General features: G+C 68.6%; 13 protein-coding genes and 2 pseudogenes. 5 read left to right on the forward strand and 10 right to left on the reverse strand.

The genetic code is table 11. The annotated features are described in order from the left end of the window. Nucleotides 1–31: 31 nt before the first annotated feature. Nucleotides 32–1834: a GDSL-type esterase/lipase family protein gene (locus GA0070604_RS10955; RefSeq protein WP_091117853.1), complete on the reverse strand. Its 1803-nt coding sequence runs from the start codon at nucleotides 1832–1834 to the stop codon at nucleotides 32–34. 263 nt (nucleotides 1835–2097) lie between these two features. Here GA0070604_RS10955 and GA0070604_RS33490 point away from each other — a divergent pair. The 3 genes and pseudogenes from GA0070604_RS33490 to GA0070604_RS10970 all read left to right on the forward strand — a co-directional run. Then, nucleotides 2098–2862, forward strand: a pseudogene (locus GA0070604_RS33490) (transposase); the annotation flags it as partial. A gap of 200 nt (nucleotides 2863–3062) precedes the next feature. Then, nucleotides 3063–4244, forward strand: coding sequence for a serine hydrolase domain-containing protein (locus tag GA0070604_RS10965; RefSeq protein WP_244161836.1), 1182 nt, complete (start codon nucleotides 3063–3065; stop codon nucleotides 4242–4244). A 203-nt stretch (nucleotides 4245–4447) separates the two neighbouring features. Continuing rightward, entirely contained in the window at nucleotides 4448–4756 is a 309-nt protein-coding gene (locus tag GA0070604_RS10970) for a YciI family protein (RefSeq protein ID WP_208602014.1), read from the forward strand. An 82-nt stretch (nucleotides 4757–4838) separates the two neighbouring features. Here GA0070604_RS10970 and GA0070604_RS10975 read toward each other — a convergent pair whose 3' ends face one another. The 6 genes and pseudogenes from GA0070604_RS10975 to GA0070604_RS11000 form a co-directional block, all read right to left on the reverse strand. Beyond that, nucleotides 4839–5924 carry an IS110 family RNA-guided transposase gene (locus tag GA0070604_RS10975; RefSeq protein WP_091117855.1) on the reverse strand — a complete coding sequence of 362 codons (1086 nt, stop codon included), beginning with the start codon at nucleotides 5922–5924 and terminating at the stop codon, nucleotides 4839–4841. A gap of 206 nt (nucleotides 5925–6130) precedes the next feature. Then, nucleotides 6131–6990, reverse strand: a pseudogene (locus GA0070604_RS10980) (IS5 family transposase). Between the two features lie 164 nt (nucleotides 6991–7154). After that, complete coding sequence (locus GA0070604_RS10985) at nucleotides 7155–8372, reverse strand: RNA polymerase sigma factor (protein WP_091117856.1); 1218 nt, start codon at nucleotides 8370–8372, stop codon at nucleotides 7155–7157. Next, nucleotides 8369–8707 carry a YciI family protein gene (locus GA0070604_RS10990; RefSeq protein WP_091117857.1) on the reverse strand — a complete coding sequence of 113 codons (339 nt, stop codon included), beginning with the start codon at nucleotides 8705–8707 and terminating at the stop codon, nucleotides 8369–8371. The genes GA0070604_RS10985 and GA0070604_RS10990 overlap by 4 nt, the downstream gene beginning before the upstream one ends. A gap of 14 nt (nucleotides 8708–8721) precedes the next feature. Beyond that, nucleotides 8722–9312 (reverse strand): dihydrofolate reductase family protein, encoded by a 591-nt coding sequence (locus GA0070604_RS10995; protein WP_091117858.1) that lies wholly within the window; start codon nucleotides 9310–9312, stop codon nucleotides 8722–8724. A 284-nt stretch (nucleotides 9313–9596) separates the two neighbouring features. Further along, nucleotides 9597–10235: a hypothetical protein gene (locus tag GA0070604_RS11000; protein ID WP_091117859.1), complete on the reverse strand. Its 639-nt coding sequence runs from the start codon at nucleotides 10233–10235 to the stop codon at nucleotides 9597–9599. A 281-nt stretch (nucleotides 10236–10516) separates the two neighbouring features. Here GA0070604_RS11000 and GA0070604_RS11005 point away from each other — a divergent pair, with 281 nt between their 5' ends. After that, the gene (locus tag GA0070604_RS11005; RefSeq protein ID WP_208602015.1) at nucleotides 10517–11200 is read left to right on the forward strand and encodes a GNAT family N-acetyltransferase; all 684 of its coding nucleotides are present in this window, start codon (nucleotides 10517–10519) and stop codon (nucleotides 11198–11200) included. A 474-nt stretch (nucleotides 11201–11674) separates the two neighbouring features. Then, on the forward strand, nucleotides 11675–11908 hold the full coding sequence (locus tag GA0070604_RS11010) for a macro domain-containing protein (RefSeq protein ID WP_341845338.1): 234 nt from the start codon (nucleotides 11675–11677) through the stop codon (nucleotides 11906–11908). Nucleotides 11909–12042: 134 nt separating this feature from the next. On the opposite strand, the gene GA0070604_RS34265 is transcribed toward GA0070604_RS11010, so the two are convergent. The 3 genes from GA0070604_RS34265 to GA0070604_RS11025 all read right to left on the reverse strand — a co-directional run bounded on the left by GA0070604_RS34265 (nucleotide 12043) and on the right by GA0070604_RS11025 (nucleotide 14987). After that, a complete protein-coding gene (locus GA0070604_RS34265) occupies nucleotides 12043–12255 on the reverse strand; it encodes a DUF7677 family protein (RefSeq protein WP_091117860.1) in 213 nt (70 codons plus the stop codon). A gap of 139 nt (nucleotides 12256–12394) precedes the next feature. Then, complete coding sequence (locus tag GA0070604_RS11020; RefSeq protein WP_091117861.1) at nucleotides 12395–13567, reverse strand: winged helix DNA-binding domain-containing protein; 1173 nt, start codon at nucleotides 13565–13567, stop codon at nucleotides 12395–12397. Nucleotides 13568–13841: 274 nt separating this feature from the next. Beyond that, nucleotides 13842–14987 (reverse strand): epoxide hydrolase family protein, encoded by a 1146-nt coding sequence (locus tag GA0070604_RS11025; RefSeq protein ID WP_091117862.1) that lies wholly within the window; start codon nucleotides 14985–14987, stop codon nucleotides 13842–13844. Between the last annotated feature and the right edge of the window lie 62 nt (nucleotides 14988–15049).

The following is a 15049-nucleotide window of genomic DNA, read 5'->3' on the forward strand; positions in this document are numbered from 1 at the left end:
CGACGCCTCTCCCGGGGACATCTGGTCCGGTCTACTCGACCAGGTGCCGCAGCGAGTCCTCAAGGTGCCGCGCGTAGCTGCGCTGGCCCGCCTCGTTCGGGTGGAACGTGCCCAGCACGTCGCCCTGCCCGGCCAGCGACTCCGGCATCGTCCGTACCCACCGGGACGGTGCCGCGGCACAGTAGCCGTGGTTGGTGAACTCGTCGAACATTCCGGAGACGTGCTGCCATCCGTGCCGTGTCGCCGCGGCCCCGACAGCGGCGTTGAGCCCGCCCAACACGCGACCGTCCGCCCACACCGACTCGTCCGGCGACAGGTTCAGCACCTGGCATGGCTCGACCGGCCCCTTGCGCAACGGATTGAAGTACTCGTTCAGGTAGACGTCCGACGCGCCGACCCCGAGCGTCCCGGTCAGGGCCGTGGACAGCCGGTCGTACCCGGCGGGCAGCGCAGCGAGGTTACGGTCGAACACGGCCTGCCGGCGGGTGCAGTCGTAGAACGGGACCAGCAGGCAGGGCATCAGGACGTCCTCGACGACCCGGGTGTCGTTGATTCCCACGGTCACCAGCACCGCGTCCGGCTGACGCGAACCGATGATTCGCTTCGCCTCCGGCACCTGCGCCGGGATCGGCCGGCCCGGCACCCCGGTGATGCCACCGAAGTCACCCAGCAGCCCGGCATCGATCGACGCGCCGGTACAGGCCAGGTGCACCACGGTGACCGAGCTGCGCCGGTCCGCCTGTTCCAGAGCCGCCGCCGCGCCCAACGCGCCAGCCGCCGCCGATCGGTGGCAGCGCGTGTCCTGCCACCGGAGATTACCTGCGGCGGGACTGCCCTCACCCGCCGCCACGGAGTCCCCGAGCACCACGAGCAACAGGTCCCTGACCCGGATCGCGCGGGCACCAGCCGCCACCTGCCGCCCACCGGCGCTGGCCTGCACCTGCACGACGTGCGAGCCGTCGGTGTCGTACGACACCGCCTGCTCGCAGCCGCCGGTCAGCGAGTAGTCCCGGCCACCGGTCGAGATGCGGTACGTCAGGCCAGGGTCGCACGGCGCCCCACCGGGGAAGCCGACAATGATCGTTGCCGGGTATGACGTGTGCTGCACCTGCGCCGGGGTGTTCGACGGGATGCCGGTGAAGCGGGCTGGCACCGACCAGTCGATCTCCAACGGGCGGGCACAGCCGATCTCGTCGACCGGGTAGCCAGGGTAAGAGTCAGCACACCGGTCCAGGTCGTCGGGCACCCCGTCGCCATCACCGTCGCGTGGCGGCTCCTCTGGCAGCGGCAGCGGACCGGCCGCGTACGAGTCGCCGGCACCGGTGGAGTTGGTCCGGTCAAGCACCAGGACAAGCTTTTCGGTGCCGAAACCATCGCCGAGAGTGACGGTACTGCCGTCGGGAAAGGTCCGGCCGTATGGGAAGGGCAGCGTGAATGAGGTCGAGCCGGCACCGGAAGAATCCGTGGTCAGCCCCGCTCCCGGCACCCTGAGAGCATTGTCCGGATAGCAGCCGGGTGCCTCCTCCCACGCCTCGACGCTGAACGACTGTCCCGGATAAAGGTTGTCGGTGACCTCGATGCTGACCCGCAGTTGGCCGTTCAGCCGAGACAGCGTGACCGTGCCGGCCGCTTCATACTGAGGGTGACCGTCGCAGCCGATGCCACCGACCCGGTAGAGGGTGTGGGCGGCGGACGGCGAGGGCGACGGAGCCGCGACCTCATCCCCTGCCGACCCCACGTCCGCGCCGAAGGCGGGATACGCCACCGGCATCAGCGCGAGCACCACCAGGGCCGACAGGGTCGACGCCGCAGTGGCCGAGAACCGCAGTCGCATACCAAACTCCTTCGACATTGGAGTGACCTGCGGCCAGTACAGCGGCGCGCCGGCCCGCCGGCCTGACACCCCTTCGGTTGACAGCCGATCAACCGTCACGAGACCGACCACGGGTTCAACACCATGGCGGGTGCGACCGGTCGGGGCGCTGGGGTGCCTCGCCGTCAAGCGGCTCGGGCCCGGCTCGACGAGGGTTTCGCCCCAGGGGCGGAGGACCTCAGCCGTTGCGCGGGACGCCCAGCTTGAGCCGGGCCGGCATTCCCGAGGTTCTGGTGCGGATGCGCTCGGACCGGGTGCTGCGCCGGCCCGCGCCACCCCGGCTGCCCGGCACCACCGGCCGCCCACCAAGGCATGGCGGCGAGTTCATCTTTGGCGACCCGGGCAGCTGGGGCGCCCCGGACGTGGCCACGACCACCGACACCCGTCTCTACGGCACCGCAACCGTGCGGGCCTGGCACCGGCTGCACCCGTGGTTGACTCACCGCACCGCCTGGACCAGCCAGCACGGCCCGCTGCCGATCATCGAGGGCACCGTGATCCTGCTCCAGGTCGACCGGCTGCCACCAGGTGCCGTCGCGAAACCCGTCTGGCTCTGGTGGTCGCAGGCGACCGCCACTGACGCCGAGGTTGACCTGCTCTGGCAGGCGTTCCTACGCCGCTTCGACATCGAACACACCTTCCGCATGCTCAAACAAACCCTCGGCTGGACCAGCCCGAAACTGCGAGACCCGCACGCCGCCGACCGCTGGACCTGGCTCGTCTTGACCGCCTACACCCAACTCCGCCTCGCCCGAGGCGCCGTCGCCGACCTGCGCCGCCCGTGGGAACACCCCGCGTCACCCGAGCGGCTCACGTCCGCCCGCGTCCGGCGCGCGTTTCGGCACCTACGTACCAAAGCCGGCAACCCCGCCCGCGCACCGAAACCCTCCCGGCCAGGCCCTGGGCGACCGCCCGGACACCCCAACCGCCACCGAGCCGCCCGCCACGACGTCCACATCGTCACCGCCACCACCAGCACAAAACTGAAAGGCGGCACTGTCAGCGGCCAGTTGGAATTCCCCAAGGACGGCCATCTGTTACGTGACGCTCCGCGATCGCGACGGCAGGCTGTCGCGTTGACGTCGCGGTCGCGTTCGGGGTTTCACCTAGGTCTGCAACCGGATGCGGCTGCCTCGGCGGCATGGGCATGATCAGCGTCGGTAGATCCGTTGTCAAAAGGGGACGACACGTGGGACTCACACGACGCGCGGCACTGGCCGGGATAGCCGGATGTGGGGCCGCGTTGGCGGCCGGCCACCCGGGGACGGCCGCATTCGGTCGGTCCGGCCAGGAAGCCCGCCCTGACCTACGGTCCGCGCTGGACGCGGTGGTGGCCGCCGGCGCCGTGTGGGCGATCGCCGAGGTACGCACCAACTCCTCGGTCTGGCGCGGCGCCAGCGGCACCGCCGAACTAGGCGGTACCCGCCCGGCCCCGGTCGGCGGCCGGTACCGGGCGGGCAGCGTCACCAAGACGTTCGTCGCCACGGTGGTCCTGCAACTGGTCGGCGAGGGCCGGCTCGGCCTGGACGACAGCCTCCAGCATTGGCTGCCCGGCCTGGCACCGGACGACGCTGCCATCACCGTGCGCAACCTGCTTCAACACACCAGCGGCCTGTACGACTACACCGCCGCCCTGCTCCCCGACAACGACAGCTTCCTACGCATCCGGTTCACCACCTTCACGCCCAGCCAACTCGTGGCGGTCGCCGCCGCCCACCCCGCCGCGTTCCCGCCAGGCACCGGACAGGCGTACTCGAACACCGACTACATCCTGCTCGGCATGCTCATCGAACGAGTCACCGGCCGGCCGTACCGGGACGAGATCCGGCTACGCCTCCTCGACCCCCTCGGCCTGCGACACACCCAACTGCCCGGCACTTTTCCCCTGGTCACCGGCCCGCACGCCAACCTGTACATCCCCGTCAAACGGCAGGGCCGCACCGTGCCTGTCGACGTGACCATGATGAACCCCTCCATGGCCGGGGCCGCCGGCGAAATCATCTCCACGACAGCCGAACTCAACCGGTTCTACCGGGCCCTGATCGGCGGGCGACTGCTACGCCCCAGCGAGCTGCGGGACATGCGGAACCCACGTGGCACTGGCTTCGGACTCGGCCTGGAGGTCGCCGAACTCGACGGCACCACCGTGGTCGGGCACGGCGGTGGCGGGCCCGGCTTCCTCGGACTGTCGTTCACTTCGCTCAACGGCACCCACCAGATCACCCTCACCACCGCACCGTGGGGCGGCGACCCCACACCCGCCATGATGGCCATGCTGAACACCGCGCTCGCCCCCGTCGGCACCGTCCAGACGCCCCCGACACAGCCAACCCGAGCCGCTGGCACTACCAACACGTACCGTGATCAATAGCGGCCAGATGGCTCCCCACTAACTGGCCGTCTGCGGGGAATTCCTGGTGGCCGCCGACACGGCACGAAGAAAACGAAGACTTCGAATAACCCGAGGCCACGCCGCACAGGTTAAAAATCAAGCTAGGCCGTGTTTCAGAATCGGTCAGCAGGTGCCATGATGTGTCGCTCGCCTGAGGAACTGAGGGGATTCGGATGTTGCACTTGCTGTTCCTGCAGTACACGGGGTCGGAGCAGGAAGCGGAGCCGTTCGTCGCCGGTCATGTCCTCTTCTTGGAGCGCTATCACCACGAGGGGACGTTCTTGGTGTCCGGGCAGGCGGTGCCCTCGGCGGAGGGCGGCGCCATCGTGGCCTGCGCCGTCGATCGTGCAGCAGTCGAGCGGATTCTTGCGGAAGACCCGTTTGTCGTGGCGGGGGTCGCTACGTACACGGTTACGACGATCGATCCAGGGCGGGTTCACCCGGCGCTGGCGGGCATCCTTGGGGTCGACGCCTCCCGGGTACGCGGCTGATGCCGACTACAACCACTCGTTGACGGTGGCGATGTGCACGGTGGCGTGGTAGCGGACGGCGAGTTTGATGCCCCTATGGATGTCAAGCGGTCGATGGCAGGCTGGTTTGCTGCGGTGTCCGAGCGATGAGGTCGTAGAGCTCGCGTGCGACGTAGCGTTTCAGGCAGCGGATCGCTTCGCGTCTGGTTTTGCCTTCGCTGACGCGTCGGTCGATGTAGGCGCGGGTGCGCATGTCCCAGCGAAGTCGCGCGATGACGATCATGTAGAGGGCTGAGTTGGCTTGGCGGTCGCCGCCGCGGTTGAGCCGGCGTCGTTGGGTTTTGCCGGAGGACATCTCGATGGGGCTGACTCCGCAGAGGGCCGCGAAGGACGATTCGCTGGTGAGCCGTTGCGGGTTGTCGCCTGCGGCCACAAGCAGAGCTGCTGCGGTGTCGGGGCCGACGCCGTAACGCTGCAGCAGCTCGGGTGTGTGGGCGTTGATGGCCTCGGTGATCCGCTGGTTGAGGTCGTCGACCTCACTGGTGAGTTCGATGATCCGGCGAGCCAGCAGGCGCAGGGTGTATGCGGCGGCTGCCGCGGGTGTGTCCGGCTGGCCCGGCTCCAGGTCGGCGCATCGGCGGATGAGCTTGGGGTTACTGAGCCCGGTCATCGGGTCGCGCAGCGCCGGGTCGGCGCCGACGAGGACGGCTTTGAGCTGGTTGATCGCCTGCGCTCGCGATTTGGTGGCCGAGGCCTTGGCCAGCTTGAACAGCCGTATCCGCTCGACATGGCCGTCGCCTGCCTTGGCGAGGGCGGTGGCTCTGCCGGAAAGGACCGCTCGAGCTGCTGCTTCGGCGTCGATGGCGTCGGTCTTGCCTCGGCGGCGCCGGTGGGCCTTGTCCGGCTGGTTGACCTCGATGACGCCGATTCCTGCGGTCAGTAGATGGCGAGTCAGCGCCGCGCCGTAGGAATGCGTGCCCTCCACCCCAGATCGCCGAATCGGGCCGAGCGCAAGGGCCCAGTCCAACATCGCCTGGTAGCCCTCGGCGGTGGTGGGGTAACTACGGCTGTCTAGCAGAACACCGTGGATGCTGACGGCCGCCGCGACGTGGACGTCCTTGTGCGTGTCGACGCCAAGGATCACCTCAACGGCGGTGTCATGCTGTTCGGCCGATGGCGGGTGCGACATGCTGGACACGGTTGTTCGGCTCCTGACGGCTCGGGAACGGATGGCCGTCGCCGGGCCGGCAGGGGCGGTCAGGACTGTGATGGCGCCTTGTTAGCGGCAAGGCCCCTATCGGGACACGTCCCGCCGGTCCGGCGGCAGCAAGCACCACCCGGGACCCGAGCCGACAGATCAAACTCAAGGCACCGAAGGGCCGGTCGTAACGCGGGTCAGACCCGAGCACCGGGCAGCACTCGATCATTCTCACAGTCGTAGCGGGTGGCCAGAGCTCGGTTGCGTTTCAGCTGGTTGATGCCGCACTCGACCGCGTGGCGCTGCCGATAGATGTGCGGGTCGAAGCTCGGCGGTCGGCCGCCCTGGGAGCCCTTTTTGCGGCGATTCGCGGCTTGGTCGGCCTTGATCGGGATGGTCGCGGCGATGCCCCGCCGGGCCAGGTGCTGCCGGTTGCCCCTGGAGCTGTACGCCTTGTCGGCCAGCACCCGGTCCGGTCGGGTCCTGGGCCGGCCGCCGCCCGGGCGGGGAACCCGGATTTCTCGCAGGACCGGCACGAACTGTGGGCTGTTCCCCGCGCTGCCCGGCGGTCAGCACTGTCGACAACGGCTTGCGGCCCTGTTCGCAGGCCAGATGAAGCTTCGTGGTCAACCCGCTCCGCGACCGCCCCAACGCGTGATCGGCCGTTCGGTCTCGACACCACCGGGCGACTCGACCTGCAACTCGGGTCGCGAACGAGCGCCGGCGGCGTGCTGATGGGCGCGGGCGATGGTGGAATCGACGCTGACGTCCCAGGTGATCAGCCCGGCGTCGTCGCCGCGGGTCTGCAACCCGGTGATGATCTTCAGCCAGATTTTCCAGTGTGCTGCCACCTGCCGAACAGCCCGTAGATCGTCTGCCAGGGCCCGTAGCACTCCGGTACGTCCCGCCACGGCGACCCGACGCGGGTACGCCACCGGATCCCGTCGATGAGCCGCCTTTTACTCCACTTCGGCGGACGTCCTGACTTCTTCGGCTTTGGCAGCAGCGGCTCCAGCACCGCCCACTGTGCGTCGGTCAGGTCATGCCGCCTCGTCACCGGTATCGTGGCCACGACGTCTCCGTGCAGATGGTCGTCTTGGTCGATGAACCATCTACCGGAGACCTCACTGTCTAACGATCACCGACACGCCGAACGCGCTGCGTCAGACGATCTCGATCCACGTCCGCAACCTGATTTTCCAGCCCATCCGCTCTTGCGGCTCAAGCGACGTGGGTGGCGCGGGAGCGAAGGAAACGGCGTTCGGCGGCGTTGCCGGTGAGCGCGGCGGCGCGCTCGTAGGCTACCGCGGCCTCTTCGGCACGGCCTAGCCGGCTGAGCAGGTCGCCGCGTACCGCGTGGAGCACATGGTGGTGGTCGAGGCCGCCGAGGGCGTCTACGAGCGGTAGGGCGACGGCCGGGCCATGCACCTCGGCCACTACGACCGCGCGGTGCAGCGCGACGACCGGACCGGGGGCCAGCCCCGTCAGGTGGTCGTACAGCGCGAGGATCTGCGGCCAGTCCGTGCCAGCGGCCGTCGTGGCGTCACTGTGCACGGCGTTGATGGCGGCCTGCAACTGGTACGGGCCCGGCCGATCGCGGCGCAAGCACCGCCTGACCAGGTCCTGGCCCTCTTCGATCAACACGCGGTCCCAGAGAGCGCGGTCCTGGTCGGCCAGGCGCACGAGTTCGCCGCCAGGGCCGGTGCGCGCTGGCCGCCGCGACTCGATCAGCAACATCAGCGCAAGCAGGCCGAGCACCTCCGGCTCGTCGGGCATCAGCGCCGCGAGCAGGCGCCCGAGCCGTACCGCCTCGGCGCTCAGGTCGTCGCGGGCGAGGCTCTCGCCTGAGCTCGCGGTGTAGCCTTCGTTGAAGATGAGGTACACGACGGCGAGGACCGCGCGGAGGCGATCGGGAAGGTCGGCGTCGCGGGGCACCCGGTACGGGATGCCTGCATCACGGATCTTGCCCTTGGCGCGGACGAGCCGCTGAGCCATGGTCGGCTCAGGCACGAGGAACGCGCGCGCGATCTCGGCGGTGGTGAGCCCGCCGAGCAGCCGGAGCGTGAGCGCCACGCGGGTGGCGGGCGCGAGCGCGGGGTGGCAGCAGGTGAAGATCAGGCGGAGGCGGTCGTCGCGCACGGGGCCTTCCTGTCCGGGGTCGGGTGCATCGTCAGGCGCCCGCAGCAACAGCGCCTCGGCGTGCCGGTCGGCCCGCGTCGACTCGCGGCGCAGACGGTCGATCGCCCGGTTACGGGCGGTCGTGATGACCCAACCGGCCGGGCTGGGCGGCACCCCGTCGACCGGCCAGCGCTGCACGGCCGTGGCGAACGCATCCTGAACCGCGTCTTCGGCGACATCGATGTCGCCGAAGACGCGGACCAGGATCGCGACAGCGCGGCCATACTCCTTGCGGAAGATCCGCTCGATGTCGCCGCTCATACCACGGGCCGCACCTCAACCGGCAGCGTGGCGGCGCGAGCCATCCTGGCGCCCCATGCCAGAGCGGCGTCGAGGTCCGGTGCGTTGATGATCGTAAAACCGCCGAGGTGCTCTTTGCCCTCAGTGAACGGGCCGTCGGTGAGCAGCGCTTCGCCGTCGCGGTCGCGGACGACCGTGGCGGTGCTGGCCGGGTGAAGACCGACGGAGAAGACCCAGGCGCCGGCCGCCCGCATCTCCTCGGCCAGCGCGCCGAGATCCGCCATGATCGGGGCGAGGATCTCTCGCGACGGCGGGTCACCATCGGGCTGGTAAACGCTGAGCAGGTACTGCCTCATGTCACGTGATCCTCTCAGGCGGCCGGGCGGTAGGTCGCGATGATCACACCGGTAGTCGTCGGCACCGCCTCGACCAGCTCCAACCTGCCGTACGCGTGCTCGCCCTCGGCGAACAGCTTCGTCCCCGTGCCGAGCGTGAGCGGGTGGATCGACAGCGTGTAGACGTCAACCAGGCCCGCCCTGGTCAGTGGCCGAACCAGCTCGCCGCTGCCGAGCACGACCAGGTCGCCCTCGACGTCGCGCTTGAGCCCGGCCACTGCGTCGGCCACGTCGCCCTTCAGCAGGGACGAGTTCTCCCACGGTAGGGGCTCGGCCAGGGTGCGCGAGGCGACGTACTTGTGCTTGCGGTTGAGAACCTCGGTGTACGGGTTGCCGTCGGTCTGCCTCGACCAGAACCGGTAGAACTGCTCGTAGGTGCGGCGGCCGAAGAGCATCCCGCCGTCCGCGCTCATGCCCTTGCCCATCGTCTCGGCCATGACGCGGTCGGCGTACGGGTGGGCCCAGCCGCCGTGCGGAAAGCCTCCCCGCTCGTCCTCGTCGGCTCCGCCCGGTGCCTGCATGACCCCGTCGAGCGTCACGTTCTCGACCACAACGAGCTTGCCCATCGCGCTCTCCCTGCGTGCAGGGCCAGCCCCTTGCCAGCCCGTCACCAGCTACACGAACGAACCGCCCCCGGATCGACAAGGCGCGTAGGAAACTTTCACCCGGGGCCCGCAGCCGGGCCTCGATCCGACCACTCGTGCGTACCCACTGCTTTGCCGCGATGAGGGTGTCGAGAACGGCTCAGGTTGATCGCACCAAAGGGCGCGAGCGCCAGAGCCCGCAGCGGGGATCACCCGTTACCTAATGAGTCCCGAACGGCCCGCCCGGTCCGCGGGATGCCTGCCCGTTACCTGGCCCTTGAGGTCGCCAAAAAGATCGGCGGCGTGGGCTCGGCGAGCCGTTCGTGGGTGGTCCGGCTCGCTGAGTACACGCCTGCACACCTCTGGACCGAGCCAGGTCTCGTGCAAGACCGGCGGACCTTGGCGGGGCCGGACCACCTCGTGACCTTGGGCAGGATGTTGATCGTGGTTGCAGCCGCGCCGACGTCAGCGGACAGTTGGTGCCGGAGTTCGCTGGCGAGCGCGCGCAGAGCGTGCGACTCGTCCGCGTGCAATGGCTGCTCGCAGGCGTCGCGGTCGTCGGGTATCGCTTGGGCGAGGGAGTTCAGCAGCCGTATGTATACGTCCTTCGCGGCCACGGTAAGAAACATTCCTCCCGCGCTCTCGCCGAAGTACCAGTCGTGGAAGTTCTGGCGAAACCGACGAAGGTCTTGTCGCGTCGGGACTTCGGTGGGTCGCCAGTACCGTGGAAGGCACTTGGAGATGTGGAACAGTTGTTGGTAGCTTTCCAGCCGCTTGTCCCGCAGCGCGCGATCGTATGAGTGTTCAAGGTCCAGGCGTTTGGTGGACCGCGTTGTGAGGTACGTGGCGACGGCGCTGAGAAGCGCTCCGAGAACCACGCCGACGAGGCCGACGAACGCCGCCATTGCATCATCCTCTCGTCCGGGCCGTGCATGTGACGTACCCCGGATGCAACCCTCGGGCCGGGCGACCCGGATCACAATCACCAAGCGGACAGCCGCCATCCGGTCATCGGCACGCGCGTGTACGGGATCGAGCCGACGCCTGCGCCGGACATCTAGGGGGAGTGACGGGAGTTCCTGCCTTCCGGCGCGCCCGCTCGGCGGCAGATCCGCGCACGTGATCATGCGCTCATTGCGTCCCACGGCGTGGCGGGCCGCTCAGGAGCAAGTGATCTACTCGATGGGTGAGCAACCTGCGAGATCTCATCGTCCGCTGGCAGCACGGCTGGGGCGTGGCTCGCGCGCTGCCCGCCGCCGAAGACGTAGGCGGCGCGTTGCGGGTCCGGTGCATGCAACCCGGCCGCGACATCGAGTATGTCGCGCTCGATGCCGGCGAGGACTTCACGTCGCTCACCACGCTGGCTGAGCTGGTCGCTGGCGAGGACTCCGTCACATGGCTGACCGTGCCCACCACCGACCCGGCGCGGGCGGCCTCGGCTCTGGCCGCCGCTGGCCTGATCGTGCTTAAGCACTCGGAACTGCTGATGACAGCCGATTTTCGCGGGCATCCGCAGAGCATGCCCGTCGCACCGTACCGGCTCCTGACCCAGGTCGACTCGCACAGAGGCGACAGCGTGGTCACGGCCACGGTACGGCACGAGTCGGGAGAGGTCGGTGCGCGCGGGACGATGGGACTGGCCGGTACGGATGCGGTCGCAGACCGGATCGAGACCATGCCGGCTCATCGCCGCAAAGGCCTAGCCAGCGCGGTCATGAGCGCACTAGCCCGTTCCGCGATCGAAGAAGGCGTTGAACAGGGCATTCTCATCGCCAGCGAGGACGGTCAACGCCTGTACAGGACGCTCGGCTGGCAGCCGGTGGCCGATGTACTGATCGCAACGACGCCCGGCAACACGTACCCGTCCTGAACGGCGCAGATAGCGTCGGCCGACCCACGCCTCTCGGCGTCGCCGAGGCGAGCGCGCAATCCAACGCCCGACGACAACGGCGTGCTGATCTCGGCACGTCCGGACGTGAGTCAGCCCGGAGAACAGTCACCGTGCGTAACGAGCGCTTCGTGGCAGAAGCGGATACCCGGCGCGTCCGCTCTATCGGGCGGGCTCGACGGGCGGATCGTGCCGATGGCAGCATGACCGCGTGGTACCGCTAAGGGTGATCAGAGGCGACGCGACCAGTCCCCAGGCCAAGGGGCCAAAGATCATCGCTCATATATCTGCAACGACCTCGGCGGATGGGGTAAGGGCTTTGTCCTGGCGATCTCCCGCCGGTGGCCGGCGCCCGAACGTGCCTACCGACAGTGGCACCGCGAGCGCTCCGGCAACGACTTCGGCCTTGGCGCCACGCAGCTGGTCCAAGTTCAGCCCGACACCTGGGTGGCCAACATGGTCGCCCAGCGCGGCATCCGCAGCGGCAGCAGCGGGCCACCGATCCGATACGACGCTGTTGCGGAGTGCCTGAACGCGGTCGCCGAGCACGCCGGGAGGTTGATCGCCTCGGTCCACATGCCGCGCATCGGCTGTGGCCTTGCCGGCGGCCGGTGGGACCGCATCGAACCGCTCATCGTCGAGGCCTTGTGTGACCGCGACATCGCCACCACCGTTTACGACCACGGTTGACCGGTCGGCACAACGCTCGTATCGCGCCCACTGCGGCAGATCTGGATGGCTGCTTACTGTAGCCGCACTCAATCTGCGCAGGAGAACGGTCCTCGGGTGACCGCGAGCAGGGCTACCGGTGGGGAACCCAACGGTCAGTAGAGCTGGACCTCCCAAGAGGCAAGGTCTGCTTCTCCAGAAGGAAGCTTGCCAGTGCAGTACTGGTAGAGCCACGTCGCGGCGCGACGCTCGGCGTACTTCTCGTTGGTTGGGACTCCGTGCTCGTCAAGTTCGAGGACATTAGCGAAGATAGCGAAGCATGTCTCCATCTGAGAAGGTGAGTCCTTCAACTCGTCCCAGTAGTTGATTCCCTCGGTGCTGCGTCCTCAACTCGGCGCGTCCGGCTGAGCTGGTTACCTTGCGTGACGAGCGCTACGCGGCATGTGCGGAAGTTGCCGGCACTCGCAGACCGATCGAATGTGCCAGGATCGGCTGGCACTGGCGTGGTTACGCGTGGCCGCCTACGGTCACCGTGCCGATGGTCAGCTCTGGTTTGCCCTCTAGGATTTCCCCGATACGTTCCACCTGGTCGTCGAGATCCCGACGCTCGGCGACAGTGAGCGGCGTAAGCGGCTCGACCGTGACGTGCAGTTTGCGTCCGGAGCGGCGCTGGTGCCACACACCTGCGACGGTGCCGTGGATGAGCAGTACCGGAAAGTTGCCGGCCTGACCGCCGGCGAGCGCGCGTTGCGCGGCAGGTCCCGGGAAGAGCCGCTCACGCGGGTGGCAGCCAACGGTGTAGGCGTCGAAGTATGGCAATAGCCGCACACCGTGCGGTGGCGTGGGTGGCGGCGCGGTGTCGCCGGCACGGACCCAAGCGGGGCTGCCGTCGACGTCGACCTGCTCCAGTTCACCGGCGAGGGAGTCGAACAATTCGGTCGCCCAGCGGCGAGGCGCGGATAGCCACTGCGCGAACTGCTGCGGTGTGGCCGGGCCGTACGCGTGCAGGTAGCGCCGGACCAGGCCGGCGAGGGCGTCGGAAGCCTGGGCCGGCTGAAATCCGGGTAGCCACCGCCGTGGGCTGGTGTAGGTGACCTTCCGCCCTCGGTTCGGGCCGAAACATAGTGCCCCGCGGTGCGCGGCCAGGTGCATGACCTGCCGCCAGCGCGGCCACATGGCCCCGAAGGCCGGCACCACCGGGTCGGCGGCCCAGGGGCCCGTGCGGGCGGCCACCTCTGCGCTGAGTTCGTCGATGGTCAGTTCCGCGTCGGCCAACGCCGCCGCGACCGCCGCGACGACCTCGTCGGTTTGGTCGGGAGTCAGCCGCGAGTCGGCAGGCATGCTGTTCGAAGAAGGTGGGATCGCGCCGAGCGCGCCGGTCCACAGTGGCAGCTCACGGGTCGGTAGCAGGTGCACGGTACCGCGTGGCCCGAACGTCTTGACCAGACTGCGTTCGCGCCACAACGCATCAGCAACATCGACCCGGGTCGCACCTGCGACGCGCAGCCCGATCGACACCTCAGCGGCGGACAGCACCTGAGCGTGCGCGCCGCACACGGCGGCTACAGCATCGGCGGGTTCACCGTCGCGTACCGGGGCGGACAGCCCGTGCCGATCAAGCCGTCGGCCCGATACATCGGACCAGGACAGCCGCGGCACGGCGGTAGAACGGCTGGTCATCCGAGCACATCTCCCACTGTCGTCGCTGAAGTGTTGGTGATGATGGTGCGGGCACCGCGCCGGCCGCCGGCAGCACCGCCCTGGTACGTCGCCGCGTCGTGACGAACGAGTGGACCTCCGCGCCCGACGGGCGGTGGGACCGGTAGCACCTGAGTGTGGGCGGTCGTGGTATCTCCGGCCTTGTCCGGTCTTCGGATGGCCGTTGAACGCGTCGTCTTGCTGGCCTGGACCGGGCGGTCCGGGCCAGCAAGACGTCTGCCCTAAGGGGTTGCGGTCAGCGCAACGGGCGGAAGAATTCCCGCATGTCGTCGACCAGGAGGTCGGGTGCTTCCATGGCGGCGAAGTGCCCGCCGCGGCTGAACTCGGCCCAGTGCACCACGTTGTGATCGCGTTCGGCGAGGGGCCGGATGGTTAGGTCATTGGGGAACACCGCCACCCCGGTCGGTACCGGCGACCGAGTCTGGACCTGGCCCCAGGTGCGGGCCCCTTCGTAGTAGATGCGGGCCGCGGACCCGGCTGTGCCGGTCAGCCAGTACACCGAAACGTCGGTGAGGATTAGGTCACGGTCGATGGCATCTTCGGGCAGCTTGGCGGCCGGGTCGGTCCATTCCTTGAACTTCTCGACGATCCACGCGAGCTGGCCGACCGGTGAGTCGGTGAGGGCGTAGGAGATTGTCTGCGGCCGGGTTGCTTGGACGATGGCATACCCACTCATGTCACGACCCCAGGTCGTCATGAGCTCGAGGCGGGCCTGGTCGGCCTCGGTGAGGCCGGCCAGCTCGGCAGGATCGCCGGAAGGGAAGGTGCCCAGGTTGTTGACGTGCACGCCGATCACATGATCGGGGTCGATGCGGCCGAGTTCGGGGGAGACGATCGAGCCGGTGTCCCCGCCCTGCGCGCCGTAGCGGTGGTAGCCGAGGCGTTTCATCAGCTCGACCCAGGCGCGGGCTACCCGGCTGGTGTCCCAGCCCGGGGCGGCGGGCGGACTGGAAAAGCCGAACCCGGGCAGCGACGGCGCCACGACGTGGAAGGCGTCAGCGGGGTCGCCGCCGTGCCGGCCGGGATCGGTCAGCGGGCCGATGATCTTCATGAACTCCACGATCGAGCCGGGCCAGCCGTGGGTGATGATGAGCGGCAGTGCTCCCGGCTCGGGGGAACGGACGTGCAGGAAGTGCACGTTCTGTCCGTCGATATCGGTGGTGAACTGGGGAAATTCGTTCAGCCGCGCCTCGTGGGCACGCCAGTCGTAACCGGTGCGCCAGTAGTCGGCCATGTCTTTCAGGTAGTCCAGAGGCACCCCGGCTTCCCAGGCGACGCCGGGCAGCTCGTCGGGCCAGCGAGTCTGGGCGAGCCGCTGGCGCAGGTCGTCGAGGCGATCCTGGGGGATGTCGATCTGAAATGGGATGATCTCTTCGCTCATGGCAACCACGCTACGGCCATGCTAGGACAGCTTCGGCCCTAGGTGAGTGGCAAACTTGACGG

The organism is Micromonospora eburnea (genome assembly GCF_900090225.1).
Taxonomy (GTDB): Bacteria; Actinomycetota; Actinomycetes; order Mycobacteriales; family Micromonosporaceae; genus Micromonospora; species Micromonospora eburnea.

Coding starts and splice junctions, on each gene's coding strand:
- GA0070604_RS10975 (WP_091117855.1), bottom strand. CDS start 5,924: ATGTCGCACCCGCCATCGGCCGAACAGCATGACACCGCCGTTGAGGTG.
- GA0070604_RS11010 (WP_341845338.1), top strand. CDS start 11,675: ATGGTCGCCCAGCGCGGCATCCGCAGCGGCAGCAGCGGGCCACCGATC.
- GA0070604_RS10995 (WP_091117858.1), bottom strand. CDS start 9,312: ATGGGCAAGCTCGTTGTGGTCGAGAACGTGACGCTCGACGGGGTCATG.
- GA0070604_RS11000 (WP_091117859.1), bottom strand. CDS start 10,235: ATGGCGGCGTTCGTCGGCCTCGTCGGCGTGGTTCTCGGAGCGCTTCTC.
- GA0070604_RS10985 (WP_091117856.1), bottom strand. CDS start 8,372: ATGAGCGGCGACATCGAGCGGATCTTCCGCAAGGAGTATGGCCGCGCT.
- GA0070604_RS10955 (WP_091117853.1), bottom strand. CDS start 1,834: ATGCGACTGCGGTTCTCGGCCACTGCGGCGTCGACCCTGTCGGCCCTG.
- GA0070604_RS11025 (WP_091117862.1), bottom strand. CDS start 14,987: ATGAGCGAAGAGATCATCCCATTTCAGATCGACATCCCCCAGGATCGC.
- GA0070604_RS11020 (WP_091117861.1), bottom strand. CDS start 13,567: ATGACCAGCCGTTCTACCGCCGTGCCGCGGCTGTCCTGGTCCGATGTA.
- GA0070604_RS10990 (WP_091117857.1), bottom strand. CDS start 8,707: ATGAGGCAGTACCTGCTCAGCGTTTACCAGCCCGATGGTGACCCGCCG.